This window comes from Rhodococcus sp. Z13, assembly GCF_025837095.1.
GTDB classification, from domain to species: domain Bacteria; phylum Actinomycetota; class Actinomycetes; order Mycobacteriales; family Mycobacteriaceae; genus Rhodococcus; species Rhodococcus sacchari.
On sequence record NZ_CP107551.1, the window covers coordinates 2,300,129 to 2,316,323 of the forward strand.

Consider the following 16,195-nt stretch of genomic DNA (forward strand, 5'->3'; position numbering starts at 1 on the left):
GCTCACCCCGTCAGGGCTGGTGCACCGCCTCCAGCGTGGGGTAGTCGATGTACCCCTCGGCACCAGAGGCGTAGAAGAACTCGGGCCGCGGCTCGTTCTCCGGCAGACCGGCCCGCCACCGCGCGACCAGATCGGGATTGGCGAGTACCGCCCGCCCGACCGCCACCGCATCCGCGCTGCCGTCCGCGACGAGCCGCACCGCCTCCTCCCGGGTGGTCGGGGTGGAGAACCCACTGTTGGCCATCACTTTCCCGCCGAACCGCCGGCGCAGTTCCTGGATCAGCTCCCCGGCGGGATCGTCGTGCAACACCGACAGATAGGCCAGGCCCAGCGGCTGCAACCGGTCGACGAGGGTGCCGTAGACGGCGAGGACATCGGCCGGATCGGTCTCGGCGACGTCCTGGATGTTGCGTTCGGGGGAGATCCGCAGGCCGACGCGGCCGGCCCCGATGGCGTCGGCCACCGCCGTGACGATCTCCACGACGAGGCGGATCCGGTTCTCCACCGACCCGCCGTACTCGTCGTCACGCCGATTCGAGGCCGGCGACAGGAACTCGTGCAGCAGATACCCGTTCGCACTGTGGATCTCCACCCCGTCGAGACCGGCGTCGATCGCCCGTCGCGCGGACGCGACGAAATCGTCGACGACCGCGCGCACCTCGTCGCCGGTCAGGGCGTGCGGGACCGGGAACGGCTGCTTGCCGGAGGTGGTGTGGGTCAGGCCGTCGATCGCGACCGCGCTCGGGGCGACCACCCGCCGGCCACCGTTGGTGTCCGGATGGGTGACCCGCCCGGCGTGCATCAACTGCACCACGATGCGCCCACCGTCCGCGTGCACGGCGTCGGCGACGCGGCGCCAGCCCGTGGTCTGCGCGTCGGTGACCAGGCCGGGCTGGCCGACGAAGCCCTGCGACTCGAAGTTCACATAGGTGCCCTCCGCGACGATCAGCCCCACGCTCGCACGTTGCCGATAGTGTTCGGCGACCAGCTCGCCGGGAACGCCGTCCGGTCCGCCGCGCAGGCGGGTCAGCGGGGCCATGACGATGCGGTTGGCCAGGTCGAGGTCTCCGAGGGTCACAGGTGTGAACAGGTCCATGGGTGGCGCAACAGGCCGCGCTCCCACGGGATTCCCGGCACACCCGACGCTATGAGATGTGTCACCCCCGTCACGGCGTGCCCGCCCGCACGACGCGGAGGCGCGGGAGGCAGGATGGGGCCCATGCAGATCGAACCGTTGACCTATCAGTCCTCCGTCGTCGTGTCAGCCGACCCCGAGAAGGTGTACGCGCTGGTCTCCGACGTCACCCGCACCGGCGAGTGGTCCCCGGTGTGCGTCGAGTGCCGCTGGGACGACGGGCACGGCCCCGAGGTCGGCTCCTTCTTCACCGGCCGCAACGTCAACCCCGAACGCACCTGGGAGACCCGCTCGCAGGTCGTCGCCGCCGACCCGGGCCGCGAGTTCGCCTGGTCCGTCGGCCCGGGCCTGGTCCGCTGGGGCTACCTCATGGAGCCGGTCGAGGGCGGCACGAAGCTGACCGAGACCTGGGAATTCGGCGCGGCCGGCCAGGAGATGTTCCGCGAGCGCTTCGGCGACACCGCCCCGGCCGAGATCGCCAAGCGGGAGCAGGCCGCCCGTGAGGGCATCCCGGTCACCCTCGACGCGATCAAGCGCATCCTCGAGGGCTGATCGTCACGCCGACGTCCACTCCACCCCGGCGGAGCCTCGATCCCGGTCCGATATAACCGAAATCGTGACTGCACCACCCGGATGGCATCCCGATCCCGAAGGTCTACCGCAACTGCGCTGGTGGGACGGGAACCAGTGGACGTCGGCGACCCAGCCGTACCCCGCCGACCACGGGTCGCGGACATGTCGAAGATCATGCTGCGCGCCTACAACGCCGAAGCCGAGAACTGCGTCAAGACGGTCAAGGCCGGGAACCTCGCCGCAGCTTCGGCTCGGCTGATCAAGGCGGCCGAACAGATCGCCCGCCAGGGACAGATGATCTCCCTCCAGGTGACCCCCTACTATCAGCAGCTCCGACTGCGCGAACTCGAGCTGGCCGCCGACGTCCACCGGAAGATCCAGGAGGAGAAGGAAGCCGAACGTGCCCGCCGCGAAGAGCTCCGCGAACAGCGCAAGGCCGAACAGGAACTCGCTGCGGAGCGGGCCGAACTCGACAAGGAACGGGCCCACTACGAATCCGCCCTGGCCACCCTCGAAGCCAACGGCGACACCGCCGGTGCGGAACGGCTGCGGGCCAAACTCGCCGACGTGCAACGGGCGATCGACGACGTCGACTACCGCGCTGCGAACGTGCGGGCCGGATACGTCTACGTCATCTCCAACATGGGTGCCTTCGGGATCAACATGGTCAAGATCGGCATGACCCGCCGCCTCGACCCGATGGACCGCGTCCGCGAACTCGGCGACGCGTCGGTTCCGTTCCGGTTCGACGTCCACGCACTGTTCTTCTCCGAGGACGCCGTCACCGTCGAGGCGAAACTGCACGAAGCTTTCGCGGACAGACGGGTGAACAAGGTCAATCCCCGTCGCGAGTTCTTCTACGCCACGCCCGAGGAAGTTCTCGATGTCCTCCGGCAGCACGTCGGCGAGGTGCTCTCGTTCACGTCCGAACCGGAGGCCGAGGAATACCTGATCAGTATCGGGAAGAAGGACGCGTCGTTCTGAACCGACCGACGATTTGGTGTTCTCGACTTCGCTCACCGAAGTCGAGAACACCAAATCGGGCGCATCGGACCGGCGGAATTACCTCTTGTCGCCGTTCCGGGTGGAGATCTTCTTCACCGCGACCTGTTTCTCGTCCGCGGTGGGTTCGGACACCGGAACCGTGACGGTGAGAATTCCGTCGGCATAGGTGGCTTCGATGCCGTCCTCCACGGCACCGGGCGGCAACGACATCGACCGAGAGAAGGTGCCGTACCGGAATTCCGAGCGGGTGTTCTCCTTCTTCTCCTCGGAGCGTTCCGCCATGATCGACAAACTACCGTCCCGCACCCGGATGTCGACGTCCTTGTCCGGGTCGATTCCCGGCAGTTCCGCCCGCAGGATGTAGCGGTCGCCGTCGAGCTGCTCCTCGACGCGGATCATGTGGTCCTGCAGCGATGGCCACGCCGGCATCGCATCGAAGCGGGCCATGATCTCGGACCAGTCCGGCAACGCCGGCCAGGACGACAGAAGGGAACGAGAACGACGGGGTGAAATCGTGCTCATCGCAGACTCCCTCGAAAGGTGATCGGCTGCGGAATCTTTCGATTCCATTTCCGATCGTGCCCAGTACTCGATGCGCGGTCAAGCACCGGACGTGCTGCAACACAAGGAAGTCGACCAAAGTCACCGTCGAATTCGGAAAAGGTACCCATCGGGATGCGGGCCGACGGATCCGGAATTCGACGATTCGGTGATCCGGTAATTCGACGGGGAATGTCACACGGCTTCGAAACGTGCCTCGACGTCGGCGGTGAGCGTGATGCGCTCCGGTTCGAACACCAACCCCGGCCCGGACTCGTCCGCCGCCACCGCATCCGAACTCATCATCGCCGCCCGCATCACCGGCCCACCGCCGGGTGAGGGCGAGGGCCGGGTGCCGAGCATGCCCGGATCCGCCACCGCCACCGGTCGCACCGTGCCGCAGCCGAGCGCCGCCGCGTAGGTCTCGGCCTTGCCGCGCGCGTCGCGGACGGCGAGCTCACGCACACGGGCCAGACGCGTGCGCTGCGCCTTGCGGGTGACCCACCAGCGCAGGTCGGCGACGGTGACGGTCTCGACCGCCGCGACCCGCTCCACGAACGGCCCCACCGCGTCGAACCCGTGGAAGGTGACGGTGATCGACGCCGAGGAGGTGTACACCCACGGCTTGGTCTTGCCGTCGCGGTGGTAGGGGCGGTGCCGGCCGTGCCGCACCCGGTCGAACACCCACCGCTTCACCGGGCTCGGGGACTGCTCCCGCAGCTCCGTCACCAGCTCGGTGATCGTGGCGACCGCCGCGGTGACGGGCTCGGCGGCGTGGTCCCGGGTGGGACCGTCGGCGTGCACCCGCAGCACCACCGTGCAGCGGTTCGGCGCGACCGTGCGTTCGGCGTGCCCGGTGACGGTGATGGTGACGGAATGCAGATTCATGGCACGAGTGTGCCAGCGCCGGCCGCACTTCGGTGGTTCCGACCGCCTCGAACGCAGCCGGGAACACCGGATCTCACGGCCCGGCCGGTACCCGCACCCGCAGGTGCGTCGACAGCCACGCCACCATCGCGGCGGCCAGCCGCCGCCGGTTCTCGCGCCGGACGATGTCGTGCCCCTCGTCGTCGAACAGCAGGAACCGCACGTCCCGCCCCCGCGCCTCGAGCGCGGCGACGATCTGCCTCGACTCCGGCACCGGCACGTTCGTGTCGTGCGCGCCGTGCACCACCAGCAGCGGCGCCGTCAACGCGTCGATGCGGCGCATCGGCGACAGCTCCCGCAGCAACTCCCGGTCGTTCTCCGGATGGCCGTATTCGAGATAGGCCGCCGCGGCGATCCACGGCTCGGTGTGCGCGTAGAAGCTCTCCAGATCGCTCATCCCGCACACCGTGATCCCCGCGGCGAACAACTCGGGATGGAAGGTCAGCGACGCCAACGTCAGATAGCCACCGTAGGAGTGCCCGGCGCAGCCGATCCGGTCGGGTACCGCGATGCCCTCGTCGACGAGGAACCGCACGCAGTCGGCGACGTCGTCGATCGCGGAGAACCGGCCGTAACGGTCGTCGGCGTGCACGAAGGTGCGGCCGAACCCGCCGGAACCGCGCACATTGGGGGCGAACACGCTGATCCCGGCGTCGGCGAGGGCGGGGAAGTAGTCGCTGTAGCCGGGACGTTCCTGGTGCTCGGGGCCGCCGTGCAGCCACAGCATCACCGGCCCCGGCGCGAACCCCTCGGCCCGGTACAGCCAGCCGGACAACCCCAGCCCGTCCCGCGCCGGGAACTCGAGCAGCACCGGGGTGTCGGCGCGACGCATCTCGGTGCGGGCCGGCTCCACCGGACCCCCTTCCCCGGTGCGCGGATCGACGAGTTCCACCGACGGCGGCATACCCGGCCCCTCCACGGTGACGGCCAGCAGCGACCCGTCCGCGCTGATGCTCGGCTGCGACGCCACCAGCCCCGGCAGCGGGATCGGCGGATCCACCGAGGCGTCGGCGAGATGCAGGATCTGCAACTCGCTGAGTCCCTTGTGGTTCCACAGCAGCGCCACGGTGCTGTGGTCGTCGCTGACGGCGAACTCGTCGAGCGAGGCCTCGTCGCGTTCGGCGAGGATCCGGTAGGAGGTGCCCGCCGCCGAGACGGCGAGGCCGAGCAGCCGGTGGAACTCGGCGTCGTGGTCGCTGCGCACGAGCACCCGGATGTAGCGGTCCGGTTCGCCCTCGCTGGTGGCCCAGGGGGAGCGGTGCTGATCGAGCGCGCCGAGCACGTGATGGTCGTCGAGGATCACCCCGAAATCGGTGCTGGACCCGACATCGGCGGGCAGCAACGGGATCCGGCTCCCCCCACGCAGGAGCAGCAGTTCGCGGTGGCACCGCGGCCCCACCCGCAGCAGCGCCGCCCCGGCCCACGAATCCACCAGGTGCCCACCCACCCGCCGGTCGAGGACCGCGATCTCCCCGGTGCGCACGTCCACCAACCGGGACTCGGCGACGCCGTGCTCGTCGGCCGTGGTGACCGCGACCCGGGTGCCGTCCCAGCCGACGAGTTCGGTGGCGCACGCGTCGTCGGCACCCACGCGCCGCGCCGAGCGGTCCTCCGGATCGGTGCGCACCACCCACACCTGCGGCCGGTTCCCGCCGTGCGGGGCGATCTGGCAGGCCAGCCACCGGCTGTCCGCCGAGTGCGCGAGCCGGGTCACCGGACCGGGGACGGGCAGCTCGACACGCCGGTCGGTGCCGCAGTGGTGCCCGGACAGGAACCGCTGCACCGCCCACGGATAGCCACCGTCGTCGACGATGTGCGCGAACCCGGTCCCGTCCGGCGACACCGACGCCCCGGACGTGAACCGGATGTGCGGAGAAGTCGTCCCCACTAGCCCTCCACGGTCTGCAACCACATCTCCAGCAACCCCACCTGCCACAGCACGTTGATGCCGCGGCCGGTGCGGATCTCGTTCGGGGCGGCGAACAGGGCGTCGAGCGCCTCCGGCCGGTACAGCGCCCGGTCGCGGGCCGCGCGACTGCGCAGCGCATCGGTCACCATCTCGAGCACCTCGCCCTCGAGATGCCGGATCCCCGGCACCGGGAAGTACCCCTTGGTCCGGTCGATCACCTCGCCGGGCAGCAGCGCGCGGCTGGCCTCCTTGAGCACACCCTTGCCGTCGCCTTCGAGCTTGTACTCCGGTGGGCACGCCGCGGCGAGCTCGACGAACTCGTGGTCGAGGAACGGCACCCGCGCCTCGAGACCCCACGCCATGGTCATGCTGTCGACCCGCATCACCGGGTCCTCGACGAGCATGACGGTGGTGTCGAGCCGCAGCGCCGCGTCGACGGTGGTCTCGGCGCCGGCGGCGCGGTGGTGCCGGGCCACGAACTCGGCGCTGACGTCCCGGTCGAGCCGGTAGGCGGGGGTCAGCAGCGCGGCGATGTCGTCGTGGGTGCGGTCGAAGTACACCTTCGCGTAGGCCTCCGCCGACTGGCTGCGCGCCACCCCGACCAGCGGCTGGTACCAGTGGTAACCACCGAGGATCTCGTCGGCGCCCTGCCCGGACTGCACCACCTTCACCGAGCGGCTGACTTCCTGTGCCAGCAGATGGAAGGCGACGCAGTCGTGGCTGATCATCGGCTCGCTCATCGCGGCGATCGCCTGCGGCACCGCGGCCGGCAGCCGCGCCGGATCGATGTGGATCCGCTGATGGTCGGTGCCGAACGTCCGCGCGATCAGATCGGAGTAGTAGTACTCGTTGCCGGACTCGCCGCCGGCGGCGTCGAACCCGATGCTGAAGGTGGCCAGGTCGTGCTGCCCCCGTTCGGCGAGCAACGCCACGAGCAGGCTCGAATCGAGCCCGCCGGACAGCAGCACCCCCACCGGCACATCGGCGACCATGCGGCGGCGCACGGCGGTGCGCAGCGCGTCGAGCAGCGCCTCCTGCCACTGCGCGCGGCCCCAGTCCCGGTGCGCCGGGGAGCGCGTGAACACCGGTTCCCAGTAGCGGGTCTCGGTGCTCGACCCGTCGGGGTGCACCACCCGCACCGTCGCGGGCGGCAGTGTGCGGATGCCGCGGAAGACGGTGTGCGGGGCGGGCACCGCCGCCGCGAAGCTCAGATAGTGGTGCAGTGCCACCCGGTCGAGGGTGGTGTCGACCTCCCCGCCGCGCAGCAGCGCCTGCGTGGTGGACGCGAACCGCAGCCGGCCCGGTCGCTCGGCGAGATAGAGCGGTTTGATGCCGAGCCGGTCACGGGCCAGGGTGACCACCCCGGTGTCGAGGTCGTGGACCGCGAACGCGAACATGCCCTTGAACCGGTGCACGCAGTCGCTGCCCCAGCAGTGGAACGCCTTGAGCACGACCTCGCTGTCGGCCGTGGAGAAGAACCGGTAGCCGAGATGCTGCAGCTCCCCGCGCAGCTGTCGGTAGTTGTAGATGCATCCGTTGAACACCAGCGCCAGCCCGAGCTCGCTGTCGACCATCGGCTGCCCACCCCGCGAGGACAGGTCGATGATGCACAGCCGGCGGTGCCCGAACGCGACCGCCTGCCGGGCGTACGCCCCCGCCTCGTCCGGTCCGCGCGAACCCATCGACCCGGTCATCCGCGCGACCGCGGTCACGTCCGCCGGTGCCCCGTCGAAGCGGATCTCACCGCAGATTCCGCACATGCTCGCCGCCATCCTTTCCCGGGCCCGCGGTCGTGCCGCCCGCCGGTCCGGTCGTCTCGTCGGCCGTGTTCACCAGCGCGAACTCACCGGTGTGCCGCCCCGGCACCGGGGTGGTCCACGACCGGTCCGGGCTGTGCGGGGCGGTGACCGGCGCGCATCGTCCCGCCGTCGCGTCGATCAGCAGATCGACGACGTCGGTGAGCAGCCCGCGCCGCCGCAGGGCCCGGCGTTGCCGTGTGGCCCAGCTGCCCGCCCGCAGCACCTCGGTGGTCAGCGCGGTCACGGTGGCCCAGTCCCCGGCGGCCTCCAGCTCGGGGCGCAGCGAGCGGACCAGGTCCTCGACGACGCGTGGGGCCGGGCGAGGCCGCAGGGTGTCGACGTCGACGAGTTCCTCCTCGAGACCGGACCGGGCCGCCCGCCACATCGCGGCCCGCACCAGCGTCGGCGACGTCCGCGGCGCCGGCGCCCCCGACGCGAGGCGGGCGGACTCCCGTTCGACCAGCGCCCGGAACAACGCCGCGACCAGCACGATCGTGTCGACCGACGGGCAGCTGTCGCACACCCGCAGTTCCAGCGTCGAATAGCGGTCCGAGGGCCGCAGATCGAAGTAGATCATCCCCGGATCGGAGATCACCCCGCTGGCGATCAGGTCCGCGACGAGCCGGTCGTACTCGGCCGCCGAGGTCACCGGAGGGGTGGGCCCGGCCGTCGGCCACCGGCTCCACACCAGGGTGCGCATGCTCGCGTAGCCGGTGTCGGTGCCGTCGGCCCGGAACGGGGAACTGGCACTGAGCGCGAGCAGCATCGGCACGTAGGGGCCGACCCGCGCGGCCACCCGCACCGCCTCGTCCCGGTCCGTCACGTCCACGTGCACCTGGGAACTGCAGATCAACTGCTCGCGCACCAGCAGGCGGTAGTCGGCGAGCATCCGTCGGAAGCGCGGATTCTCCGTCACCCCCGGCTCGACGGCCGGGCACAGCGGCACCGACCCCGACGCCACCACCGCGGCCCCGAGCGATCCGGCGGCGTCGACCAGCACCTGCCGGTGGTGCACCAGATCCGCCCGCAGCTCGCGCAGCGAGGCGAACACACCGCTGTTCACCTCCACGGCACAGCGCTGCAGCTCCTCGACGTACACCTCCCCGGGCAGACGGGCGAGCAACTCGGGAGCACACCCCACCAGACCGCGCGAGGCCGCATCCACGAGATGGAACTCCTCCTCGACGCCGAGCCTGCGCACACGCGACCGGCTCATGGGCCGACACATCCCCCGGCGGCCTCGCAGCGCGCCGCGGCACAGGACAACAGATCGGACACGGGCTTCACGCCGTCCATGGACATCTCGATTCGGCCGACTCGTCAGAACCTCTGTCTACCCGCCCGGCGACCGTTCCGACCCCGGTGCGACCGCATCGTGACCCACCCGCGGTGGTCGAGCGCACTCGAGTGACAGGTGTGACCCATGGGGGAACTGGGTATCAGCGAGGAGCCGCACCACGGAGTGAACGAAAGGAAACTGCAACATGCTCGGACTCGGAATCCTCGGCTGGATCGTCATCGGAGGCCTCGCCGGCTGGATCGGCAGCAAGATCATGGGCACCGACGCGCAGCAGGGCATCCTGCTCAACGTCGTCGTCGGTGTCGTCGGCGGCCTCATCGGCGGGTTCCTGCTCGGGCTGTTCGGTGTCGACGTCGGAAGCGGCGGCTGGTTCTTCAGCTTCTTCACCTGCCTCCTCGGCGCGGTGATCCTGCTGTTCGTCGTCAAGGCGGTCACCGGTCGCCGCGCGCGCCGCTGACCGAACACGCCTTTCGAGGTGGTCCCGGCCCCAGGCCGGGACCACCTCGTCGTCTGCCGTGATCCCTCTGCGGTGGTCTCGTCGGCGGTGCTCCGGGAGGGCGGCAGGTCAGGGCAGGCGGGCGCGCAACCAGCCCGGATCCGGATTCGTGCGGACCTCGTCGCCGGCCACGACCGTCGGTACCGTCTCGTTGCCGCCGTTGAACCCCCGTACCCGCACCGCCGCGGCGCGATCGCGGTGGATGTCGACCCACAGCGCCCGGCCCGCCCGCCGCCCCAGCGCGAGACGCAGCCGCACGCAGAACATGCAGCCCGGACGCCAGTACACGATCGGCACCCCGCGCGCGGCCGCCTCGTGCCGTGCCCTCGCGTCGTCCACATGGCGGGGGAACAGCAACGGCGAGATCAGCCACCCCACCATCAGCAGCACGAGCGCCGTGACGATCGACACCGTGTCGGCCCCGCCGGTGACGAGCACGAACACGGCGAGCGCCGCCATCGTCGCCGGTAGAACCCACGCGCGTGCCATGCCCGTCAGCCTAGGGGCTCCGGTGCCCGGTGGGCCGGCCAGTAGGCTGTGGTGGGACGCGCGCTAGCGTGGACGGTCATGGTCGTCACCGAGAATTCACCGCGCGTCTCCCCACGGTTGGGTCTGTCGACACTGCTGCCCGCACTGTCGACCGCCGTGGTGCTGGCCCTGCTCGCGGCGCTGACCGTCCCCGCCCGGAACCGGCTGTACCTCGCCGTCGCCGAGACGTTCGAGCAGTCGGCGCTCGGCTCGTTCGCCGGGCTCGTCGCCGACAAGGGCCTGCTCGTGCTGGTCGCGTTCACCGGTGTGCTGGCCGTGCAGCTGTGGCGGACCGACCTCGAGCGGTTCCGGACCCTGGCGGTGGCCGGGGTCGGCGTGGTCGCGGCGTATCTCACCAGCGAACTCGTGAAACTGGTCGTGACCGAACCGCGGCCCTGCCGGGCCCTGGGCATCGAGACCGTGCTCGAATGCCCCGAGGTCGGCGACTGGTCGTGGCCGTCCAACCACTCGGTGATCGCCGCGTCCTTCGCCACCGCCTGCATCCTCGCCGTGCCGCGCCTGGCGTGGATCGTCGCGCCGCTCGCGGCGATCCTCGCCTTCTCCCGGGTGGCCGGCGGGGTGCACTACGTCCACGACGTGCTGTCGGGGATGTCCCTCGGTGTGCTCGTGGTCTCGCTCGTCACGGCCGTGCTGCTCCCGCTGTCGGGTCGTATCGACCTCACGCGCCTGGCGCCGCGCCGCTGACCCTCACCGCTTCGTCGCGGTCAGATAGGTCGGCTCCCGCGCGAATTCCTCCAGGGCCCCCAGATCCGGCGGCAGCGGCGGGATCGGCGTCCCGTAGCGCTCGGCGAGCCCGGCGGTGCTCGCCGGCTCCACCCACCAGCCGTGTTCGCCGAGCCAGTCCGCCGGGGACGCCCGCGCATCGTCGTAGAACAGCTCGGTGACGTCGACGCCGCCGAAGGGATCGGCCCCGCCGAACCGTTCGCGCAACTCGGTGAGCTGCCGGACGTGGTCGTCGCGCCCGAAATCGTTGAGCGCCACCCGGCTGCCCGGGGCGGACACGGCGTCGATCCGGGCGAACAGCGCATCGTGCGCCGGACCCGGCAGATAGGCCAGCAATCCCTCGGCGGACCACGCCGTCGGCCGGTGCGCATCGAAACCGGCGTCGGCGAGCGCGGCGGGCCAGTCCTCCCGCAGATCCACCGCCACCGTCCGCAGCTCCGCCCGCGGGCGGACGTCGTGCTCGTCGAGCACCGCCTGCTTGAAGTCGAGGACGCTCGCCCGGTCGATCTCGAAGATCACCGTGCCCGGCTGCCAGGGCAGCCGGTAGGCGCGATCGTCGAGCCCCGACGCCAGCACGACGGCCTGCCGGATCCTGCCGGCCGAGGCCGCGACGAAGTAGTCGTCGAAATAGCGGGTGCGCAACCCCATGAAGCCGGGGAAGAAGAACGGCATCGCCTCGAGCGGCGAGGGGTCGGCGAGTAGCGCCGTGAAGTGTGGGTCACCCGCGGCCTCGACGAACCAGCGGGCGAACGGGTCGTCGATCAACGGGTCGGGACGCTCCGATTCGAGGGCCCGCACGGTCGCGACGCCCAGCGCCGTGCGTCCCACACTGCTCACGATGTCCCAGTCGTCGCCGTCGGATCGGGTCGACATCTCGCGCCTCCGTAGACCGGCACCCCTCGGCCAGGCTACCGCCGCCACCGAGCCCCGGCAGGCGCTTTCCGGCTGTGCCCGGTCGGTGGGCGGGCCTACGCTACCGGACATGAGCCACGGCACCGGTGCACCACCGCCCAGCCGGCACATCTGCCGGGTGATCGCCTGCCCACCGCAGCGGGTGTACGGGTACGCCGCGAACCCCGAGCACCTCCCGGCCTGGGCCGCGGGCCTGGCCCGCAGCGAGGTGCACCGCGAGGGCGACGTGCTCGTCGCGGACTCACCCATGGGCCGGGTCACCGTCCGGTTCGTGCCCCGCAACGATCTCGGCGTGCTCGACCACGACGTCACCCTCCCGTCGGGGGAGACCGTGTACAACCCGATGCGGGTGCTCGCCCACCCGGACGGCGCCGAAGTGGTGTTCACCCTGCGGCAACGCGACATGACCGACGCCGAGTTCGACCGCGACACCCGCATGGTCGAGGAGGACCTCGCGCGGCTCGCGGCGCTGCTCGAGGACTGATCACAAACTCTGCACACAGGTGTTTTCAGACTGTTACGCTCCGCGCGTGCAGATCGCCGTCGTCGCCGTTCCCGGACTGACCGCCCTGGACGTCGTCGGCCCCTACGAGGTCTTCCGCTACCTGTCCGGCGCGGAGATCCGGTTCGTCTGGCACGAGACCGGACCGGTCGTCGCCGACAGCGGCATGCTGGCCCTCGGTGTCACCCACAGCTTCGACGAGACCCCGCAACCCGACATCGTCGTCGTCCCCGGATCCGGCACCGCCATCGCCGTGGCGGCCGAGGACCCTAAGCTACGCGACTGGCTGGTGCGGGTGCACCGCACGACCGCGTGGACCGTGTCGGTGTGCGGGGGTGCGCTGGTGCTCGCCGCCGCCGGACTGCTCGACGAGCGCCACGTCGCCTCCCACTGGCAGGCCCTGGCCGCCCTGCGCACCTTCGGGGCGGTGCCCTGCGCCGACGAGCGGATCGTCTACGACGGCAAGATCGTCAGCTGCGCCGGGGTGTCCGCCGGCATCGACCTCGCGCTGTCGCTCGCGGCCCGCATCGCCGGCCGGGACCGGGCCGAGGCCATCCAGCTGATGATCGAGTACGACCCGCAGCCACCCTTCGACAGCGGCCACATGAGCTCGGCGTCGCGCCGCACCAAACTGCTGGCCAACGCGCGGCTCTCCCGCGATGCCGCGCGCGGCGGGAACCTGGCCGCGGCGAGCCGGCTGGCGTGGACGACGACCCTCGACCGGATGCGCCGCCGCCGTCGCCTGGTGCGACGTCAGTCCGGCGCCGGTGCGCCGGTCGTCGCGTCGGTCTCGGTCGCGCGTGCGACGTTGCCTTCGGTCGCGCGCGCGACGTCGAGCTCGGCACGGAGCCGGGCGTTCTCGCCGCGCGCCGCGTCGATCTCGCCGCGCAGGGCACCGAGTTCGCTGCGCAGTGCCGTGAGTTCGGCGCGTAGTTCGTCGGCCCGCTCCCGCGCGGCCGTCTCCGCCGCCTCGGCCGCGGCGGCGGAGATGCGCGACTGTTCGAGCTGATTGCGCAGCTCCGCGGTGCGCTCCCGCTCGGCGCTCAGTTCGGTTCCGAGACGCTCACCGGCGGCGGCCTCCCGCTCGAGGGCCGCGTGGACGCGGCCCAGTTCGGCGCGGACGTCCGTGATCTCGGCGAGTGCGCGGTCGCGTTCGGCGGACACCTCCGCCAGCCGGCGCCCCTGGTCGGCGAGTGCGTCGTCCTGTCGCGCCACCGTCTCGCGCAGCTCGGCCACCGTGCGGGTGTGCTCGGCGGTCGCGGTGTCGAAATCCTGCTGCCACCGGCGCAGCGTCTCGGCGTGCTCGTCGGACAGGCGCGTCATCTCCTCGCGGTGGGTTTCCTCGAGTCGGCGCAGCTGCTCGCCGTGCGCGGCGCGGGCGTCGGCGAGTTCGGCGTCGACGGCGGCCACCGCGGCGTCGGCGTTGTCGCGGTCCTCGACGGCCTGGGCGAGCTGTTCGCGCAACCGCACGATCTTCGCGTCCGCGTCGGCCTTGACCTTCGCGAGTTCCGCCGCGGCCCGGGTCATCTGCACCTCGAGGGCCTCGGCGTCGGTGAGCCGGTCCACCGCCGTGGTGATCCGCTCGGCGAGCGCCGCGTACTGCTCGACGGTGGTGGAGGTGAGTGCCCGCAGCGCGGTGGTCGCGGCGGTGAGCGACGAGACGGCGTCCTCGGGACTGTCCACCGGCTGCTGGGTGCGGGCCGCCGCTTCCTTCTTCGCCCGTTCGCGTTCGCGGTAGGCGCGGACCCGATCGGCGGGGGTGGCGTACTTGCGGGGGCGGCCGACCCGGGGCTTGTCGGTGGGGGAGACGTCGGGGCTCTCCGGTTCGGGGGAGGTGTCGGTCATGGGGTCCTAGGAGGTCGCGGGGTGTCGAAACGCCTGGTGGTTGTCCACTCTACAGCAATACGTTTCGTAATGAATATCAGATCAGTAACGAAACGTAATGAAACGAAACGAAAATAAGGTGTGTTGAACTGGGGAAATGATGCCGGATACCGTCGGGCAGGCAGGAATCGTTACTTCGATACCTCGGCAAAGGGCTCGGCGCGGCCCGGAGACGACTGATCGTCATAATTCCCACTTATGACGATCACGAGCCGGGGAGGGGTCGAAAAACCGGACCCCTGCGCCGGCCCCGCGAACCGGTTGTCCCGGCCCGGCCGGGGTGCGACCCTGGGAACCGGACAGGCATGTCGGGGGAGACCATGACGGACGATTCGCTCGCACCCGTGCGCCGCTACCGTCCGGGCCGGTGGCGCCATCTCGAGAACGCGGTGATGAGCCTGCTCACCCGGGTGGGCCTGATGCCGCACTCCTACCTGCTGCTCACCCGTGGCCGGCGCACGGGGAAGTTGCGCCGCACACCCGTGGTGCTCGTCGAACTGCACGGCAGACGCTGGCTGGTCGCGCCCTACGGAGTGGTGGGCTGGGTGCACAACGCCCGCGCCGCCGGGGAGGTCACCCTCGTCCGCCGGGCCGAGCGCCGCACCTACACGATCCGGGAGGTGCCGGCCGAGGAGGCCGGGCCCGTGTTGCAGCGCTATCTGGACCTCGCGCCCGCACCCCGCAAGTACTTCCGGGCCCGCCGGGGCGAGCCGGTCCAGCGGTTCGTCGCCGAGGCGCACCTGCATCCGGTCTTCGAACTGACCCCCACCGCCGTTCCGGGATGAACTCGGCCGTGCGGCACGTCGGCATCCTCGGGCACAGCTGGGAGGGTGCCGCCGAATGCTGGCGCGAGGTGTGCCGGCACAGCGCCCGGCTCGGGCATCCGGGACATCCGGACCTGACCATGGACTGCATCTCGTTCGAGACCTGCATGCCCGCCTGGGAGGTCGGTGATCACGCCGCCGTGCGGGCCGTCCTCGCGACCGGCGTCGACCGGCTCGCACGGGCGGGATGCGAGTTCTTCGTGTGCCCCGACAACATCGCCCACCTGGCCCTCGAGGCTCCGGGTGTGCCCTGGCCCTACCGGGTCTGCACCTGATCGACCTCGTCGCCGACGCCGCGCGACGCGCTGGGCACACCCGCGTCGGCGTCCTGGGCACCCGCTTCACCATGGAGGGGTCGCTGTATCCGCGGGAACTGGCGGCACGCGGTATCGAAGCGGTCGTCCCCGCCGCGGCCGATCGGGCGATGGTGGACACCGCGATCTTCACCGAACTGGTCCACGGGGAGTTCCACGACGGCACCCGCGCCGCCTTCGTCGACCTCGTCGACCGGCTGGCGGCGTCCGGGTGCGACGCGGTGGCGTTGGTGTGCACCGAGATCCCCCTGCTGCTCACCCCCGAGGAGTGCCCGCTGCCGGTGCTGGACTCGACGCGGATCGCGGGTCGCGCCGCGCTCGAGGTGGCGCTCGGGCACCGCCCGGCACCGACCTGGCGGGGCGCGTCGTTCCGGCCGTGACGGTCCGGTCGGCTCAGTGACTGCGGTCGTAGTCCCGCTGCGCGGCGACGATCTCCGGTATCGATCCTTCGACGACCTCGACCAGTCCCAGCAGCGGCGCGGTGATGCGTCGGCCGAGGTCGGTGAGGGAGTACTCGACGTGCGGTGGGACGGTGCCGAGCACCGCCCGGTGCACCAGGCCGTCGCGTTCGAGGGTCCGCAGGGTCTGCGACAGCATGCGTTCGCTCACCCCGTCGACCCGCCGGTGCAGCTCCGCGAAGCGGTGCGCGTCGTCGACGAGGGCGGCGAGGATCAGCACACCCCACCGGCCCGTGATGTTCTGCAGCACCGGCCGCGACGGGCACCCCCGCGCGAAAACATCGGCGGCGGGAAGGGATTCGGTGCTCATGCACACGGAGTATACGATCACCGATCACCGATCAC

At 71.0% G+C, this 16,195-nt stretch carries 18 protein-coding genes and 2 pseudogenes; 10 read left to right on the plus strand and 10 right to left on the minus strand.

Annotation, left to right across the window (positions count from 1 at the left end; translation table 11 throughout):
• Window positions 1-10 precede the first annotated feature (10 nt).
• Complete coding sequence (locus OED52_RS10555; RefSeq protein ID WP_264150869.1) at window positions 11-1,096, minus strand: alkene reductase; 1,086 nt, start codon at window positions 1,094-1,096, stop codon at window positions 11-13.
• 114 nt (window positions 1,097-1,210) lie between these two features.
• Here OED52_RS10555 and OED52_RS10560 point away from each other — a divergent pair, with 114 nt between their 5' ends.
• The 3 genes from OED52_RS10560 (at window position 1,211) to OED52_RS10570 (ending at window position 2,692) form a co-directional block, all read left to right on the plus strand.
• Window positions 1,211-1,687 carry an SRPBCC family protein gene (locus tag OED52_RS10560; protein WP_413247645.1) on the plus strand — a complete coding sequence of 159 codons (477 nt, stop codon included), beginning with the start codon at window positions 1,211-1,213 and terminating at the stop codon, window positions 1,685-1,687.
• Window positions 1,688-1,751: 64 nt separating this feature from the next.
• On the plus strand, window positions 1,752-1,967 hold the full coding sequence (locus tag OED52_RS10565; RefSeq protein ID WP_264150871.1) for a DUF2510 domain-containing protein: 216 nt from the start codon (window positions 1,752-1,754) through the stop codon (window positions 1,965-1,967).
• Window positions 1,871-2,692, plus strand: coding sequence for a DUF4041 domain-containing protein (locus tag OED52_RS10570; RefSeq protein WP_264150872.1), 822 nt, complete (start codon window positions 1,871-1,873; stop codon window positions 2,690-2,692). The genes OED52_RS10565 and OED52_RS10570 overlap by 97 nt, the downstream gene beginning before the upstream one ends.
• Before the next feature lie 78 nt (window positions 2,693-2,770).
• On the opposite strand, the gene OED52_RS10575 is transcribed toward OED52_RS10570, so the two are convergent.
• From OED52_RS10575 to OED52_RS10595, 5 genes and pseudogenes are all read right to left on the minus strand, one after another.
• Entirely contained in the window at window positions 2,771-3,235 is a 465-nt protein-coding gene (locus tag OED52_RS10575) for an Hsp20/alpha crystallin family protein (protein WP_264150873.1), read from the minus strand.
• Window positions 3,236-3,448: 213 nt separating this feature from the next.
• On the minus strand, window positions 3,449-4,141 hold the full coding sequence (locus OED52_RS10580) for an SIMPL domain-containing protein (protein ID WP_264150874.1): 693 nt from the start codon (window positions 4,139-4,141) through the stop codon (window positions 3,449-3,451).
• Window positions 4,142-4,214: 73 nt separating this feature from the next.
• The gene (locus OED52_RS10585) at window positions 4,215-6,023 is read right to left on the minus strand and encodes an alpha/beta hydrolase family protein (protein WP_264150875.1); all 1,809 of its coding nucleotides are present in this window, start codon (window positions 6,021-6,023) and stop codon (window positions 4,215-4,217) included.
• Between the two features lie 44 nt (window positions 6,024-6,067).
• Window positions 6,068-7,849 carry an N-acetylglutaminylglutamine amidotransferase gene (locus OED52_RS10590; protein WP_264150876.1) on the minus strand — a complete coding sequence of 594 codons (1,782 nt, stop codon included), beginning with the start codon at window positions 7,847-7,849 and terminating at the stop codon, window positions 6,068-6,070.
• Window positions 7,850-7,973: 124 nt separating this feature from the next.
• Window positions 7,974-9,104 (minus strand): annotated as a pseudogene (locus tag OED52_RS10595) (carboxylate-amine ligase); the annotation flags it as partial.
• Window positions 9,105-9,372: 268 nt separating this feature from the next.
• Here OED52_RS10595 and OED52_RS10600 point away from each other — a divergent pair.
• Window positions 9,373-9,645, plus strand: coding sequence for a GlsB/YeaQ/YmgE family stress response membrane protein (locus tag OED52_RS10600; protein WP_264150877.1), 273 nt, complete (start codon window positions 9,373-9,375; stop codon window positions 9,643-9,645).
• Window positions 9,646-9,753: 108 nt separating this feature from the next.
• Here the strand turns inward: OED52_RS10600 and OED52_RS10605 are convergent, their stop codons facing one another.
• Window positions 9,754-10,173 carry a glutaredoxin domain-containing protein gene (locus tag OED52_RS10605; RefSeq protein ID WP_264150878.1) on the minus strand — a complete coding sequence of 140 codons (420 nt, stop codon included), beginning with the start codon at window positions 10,171-10,173 and terminating at the stop codon, window positions 9,754-9,756.
• Window positions 10,174-10,251: 78 nt separating this feature from the next.
• On the opposite strand from OED52_RS10605, the gene OED52_RS10610 reads away from it, so the two are divergent.
• The gene (locus tag OED52_RS10610) at window positions 10,252-10,917 is read left to right on the plus strand and encodes a phosphatase PAP2 family protein (protein ID WP_264150879.1); all 666 of its coding nucleotides are present in this window, start codon (window positions 10,252-10,254) and stop codon (window positions 10,915-10,917) included.
• 3 nt (window positions 10,918-10,920) lie between these two features.
• Here the strand turns inward: OED52_RS10610 and OED52_RS10615 are convergent, their stop codons facing one another.
• On the minus strand, window positions 10,921-11,829 hold the full coding sequence (locus OED52_RS10615) for a class I SAM-dependent methyltransferase (RefSeq protein WP_264150880.1): 909 nt from the start codon (window positions 11,827-11,829) through the stop codon (window positions 10,921-10,923).
• Window positions 11,830-11,938: 109 nt separating this feature from the next.
• On the opposite strand from OED52_RS10615, the gene OED52_RS10620 reads away from it, so the two are divergent.
• Together OED52_RS10620 and OED52_RS10625 are read left to right on the plus strand one after the other, a co-directional pair.
• Window positions 11,939-12,352 carry an SRPBCC family protein gene (locus OED52_RS10620; RefSeq protein ID WP_264150881.1) on the plus strand — a complete coding sequence of 138 codons (414 nt, stop codon included), beginning with the start codon at window positions 11,939-11,941 and terminating at the stop codon, window positions 12,350-12,352.
• A 46-nt stretch (window positions 12,353-12,398) separates the two neighbouring features.
• Window positions 12,399-13,127: pseudogene (locus OED52_RS10625) on the plus strand (DJ-1/PfpI family protein); the annotation flags it as partial.
• On the opposite strand, the gene OED52_RS10630 reads toward OED52_RS10625, so the two are convergent.
• Window positions 13,124-14,215, minus strand: a complete 1,092-nt coding sequence (locus OED52_RS10630; RefSeq protein ID WP_264150882.1) for a coiled-coil domain-containing protein — start codon at window positions 14,213-14,215, stop codon at window positions 13,124-13,126. The pseudogene OED52_RS10625 and the gene OED52_RS10630 overlap by 4 nt on opposite strands.
• Window positions 14,216-14,574: 359 nt before the next feature.
• Here OED52_RS10630 and OED52_RS10635 point away from each other — a divergent pair, with 359 nt between their 5' ends.
• The 3 genes from OED52_RS10635 to OED52_RS10645 are packed head-to-tail and all read left to right on the plus strand — an operon-like array spanning window position 14,575 to window position 15,772.
• Window positions 14,575-15,039, plus strand: a complete 465-nt coding sequence (locus tag OED52_RS10635; RefSeq protein ID WP_264150883.1) for a nitroreductase family deazaflavin-dependent oxidoreductase — start codon at window positions 14,575-14,577, stop codon at window positions 15,037-15,039.
• Window positions 15,036-15,353, plus strand: coding sequence for a hypothetical protein (locus OED52_RS10640; RefSeq protein ID WP_264150884.1), 318 nt, complete (start codon window positions 15,036-15,038; stop codon window positions 15,351-15,353). The genes OED52_RS10635 and OED52_RS10640 overlap by 4 nt, the downstream gene beginning before the upstream one ends.
• On the plus strand, window positions 15,266-15,772 hold the full coding sequence (locus OED52_RS10645) for an aspartate/glutamate racemase family protein (protein ID WP_264150885.1): 507 nt from the start codon (window positions 15,266-15,268) through the stop codon (window positions 15,770-15,772). Before OED52_RS10640 ends, OED52_RS10645 begins: the two co-directional genes overlap by 88 nt.
• 13 nt (window positions 15,773-15,785) lie before the next feature.
• On the opposite strand, the gene OED52_RS10650 is transcribed toward OED52_RS10645, so the two are convergent.
• The gene (locus tag OED52_RS10650) at window positions 15,786-16,160 is read right to left on the minus strand and encodes a winged helix-turn-helix transcriptional regulator (RefSeq protein ID WP_264150886.1); all 375 of its coding nucleotides are present in this window, start codon (window positions 16,158-16,160) and stop codon (window positions 15,786-15,788) included.
• Window positions 16,161-16,195 lie beyond the last annotated feature (35 nt).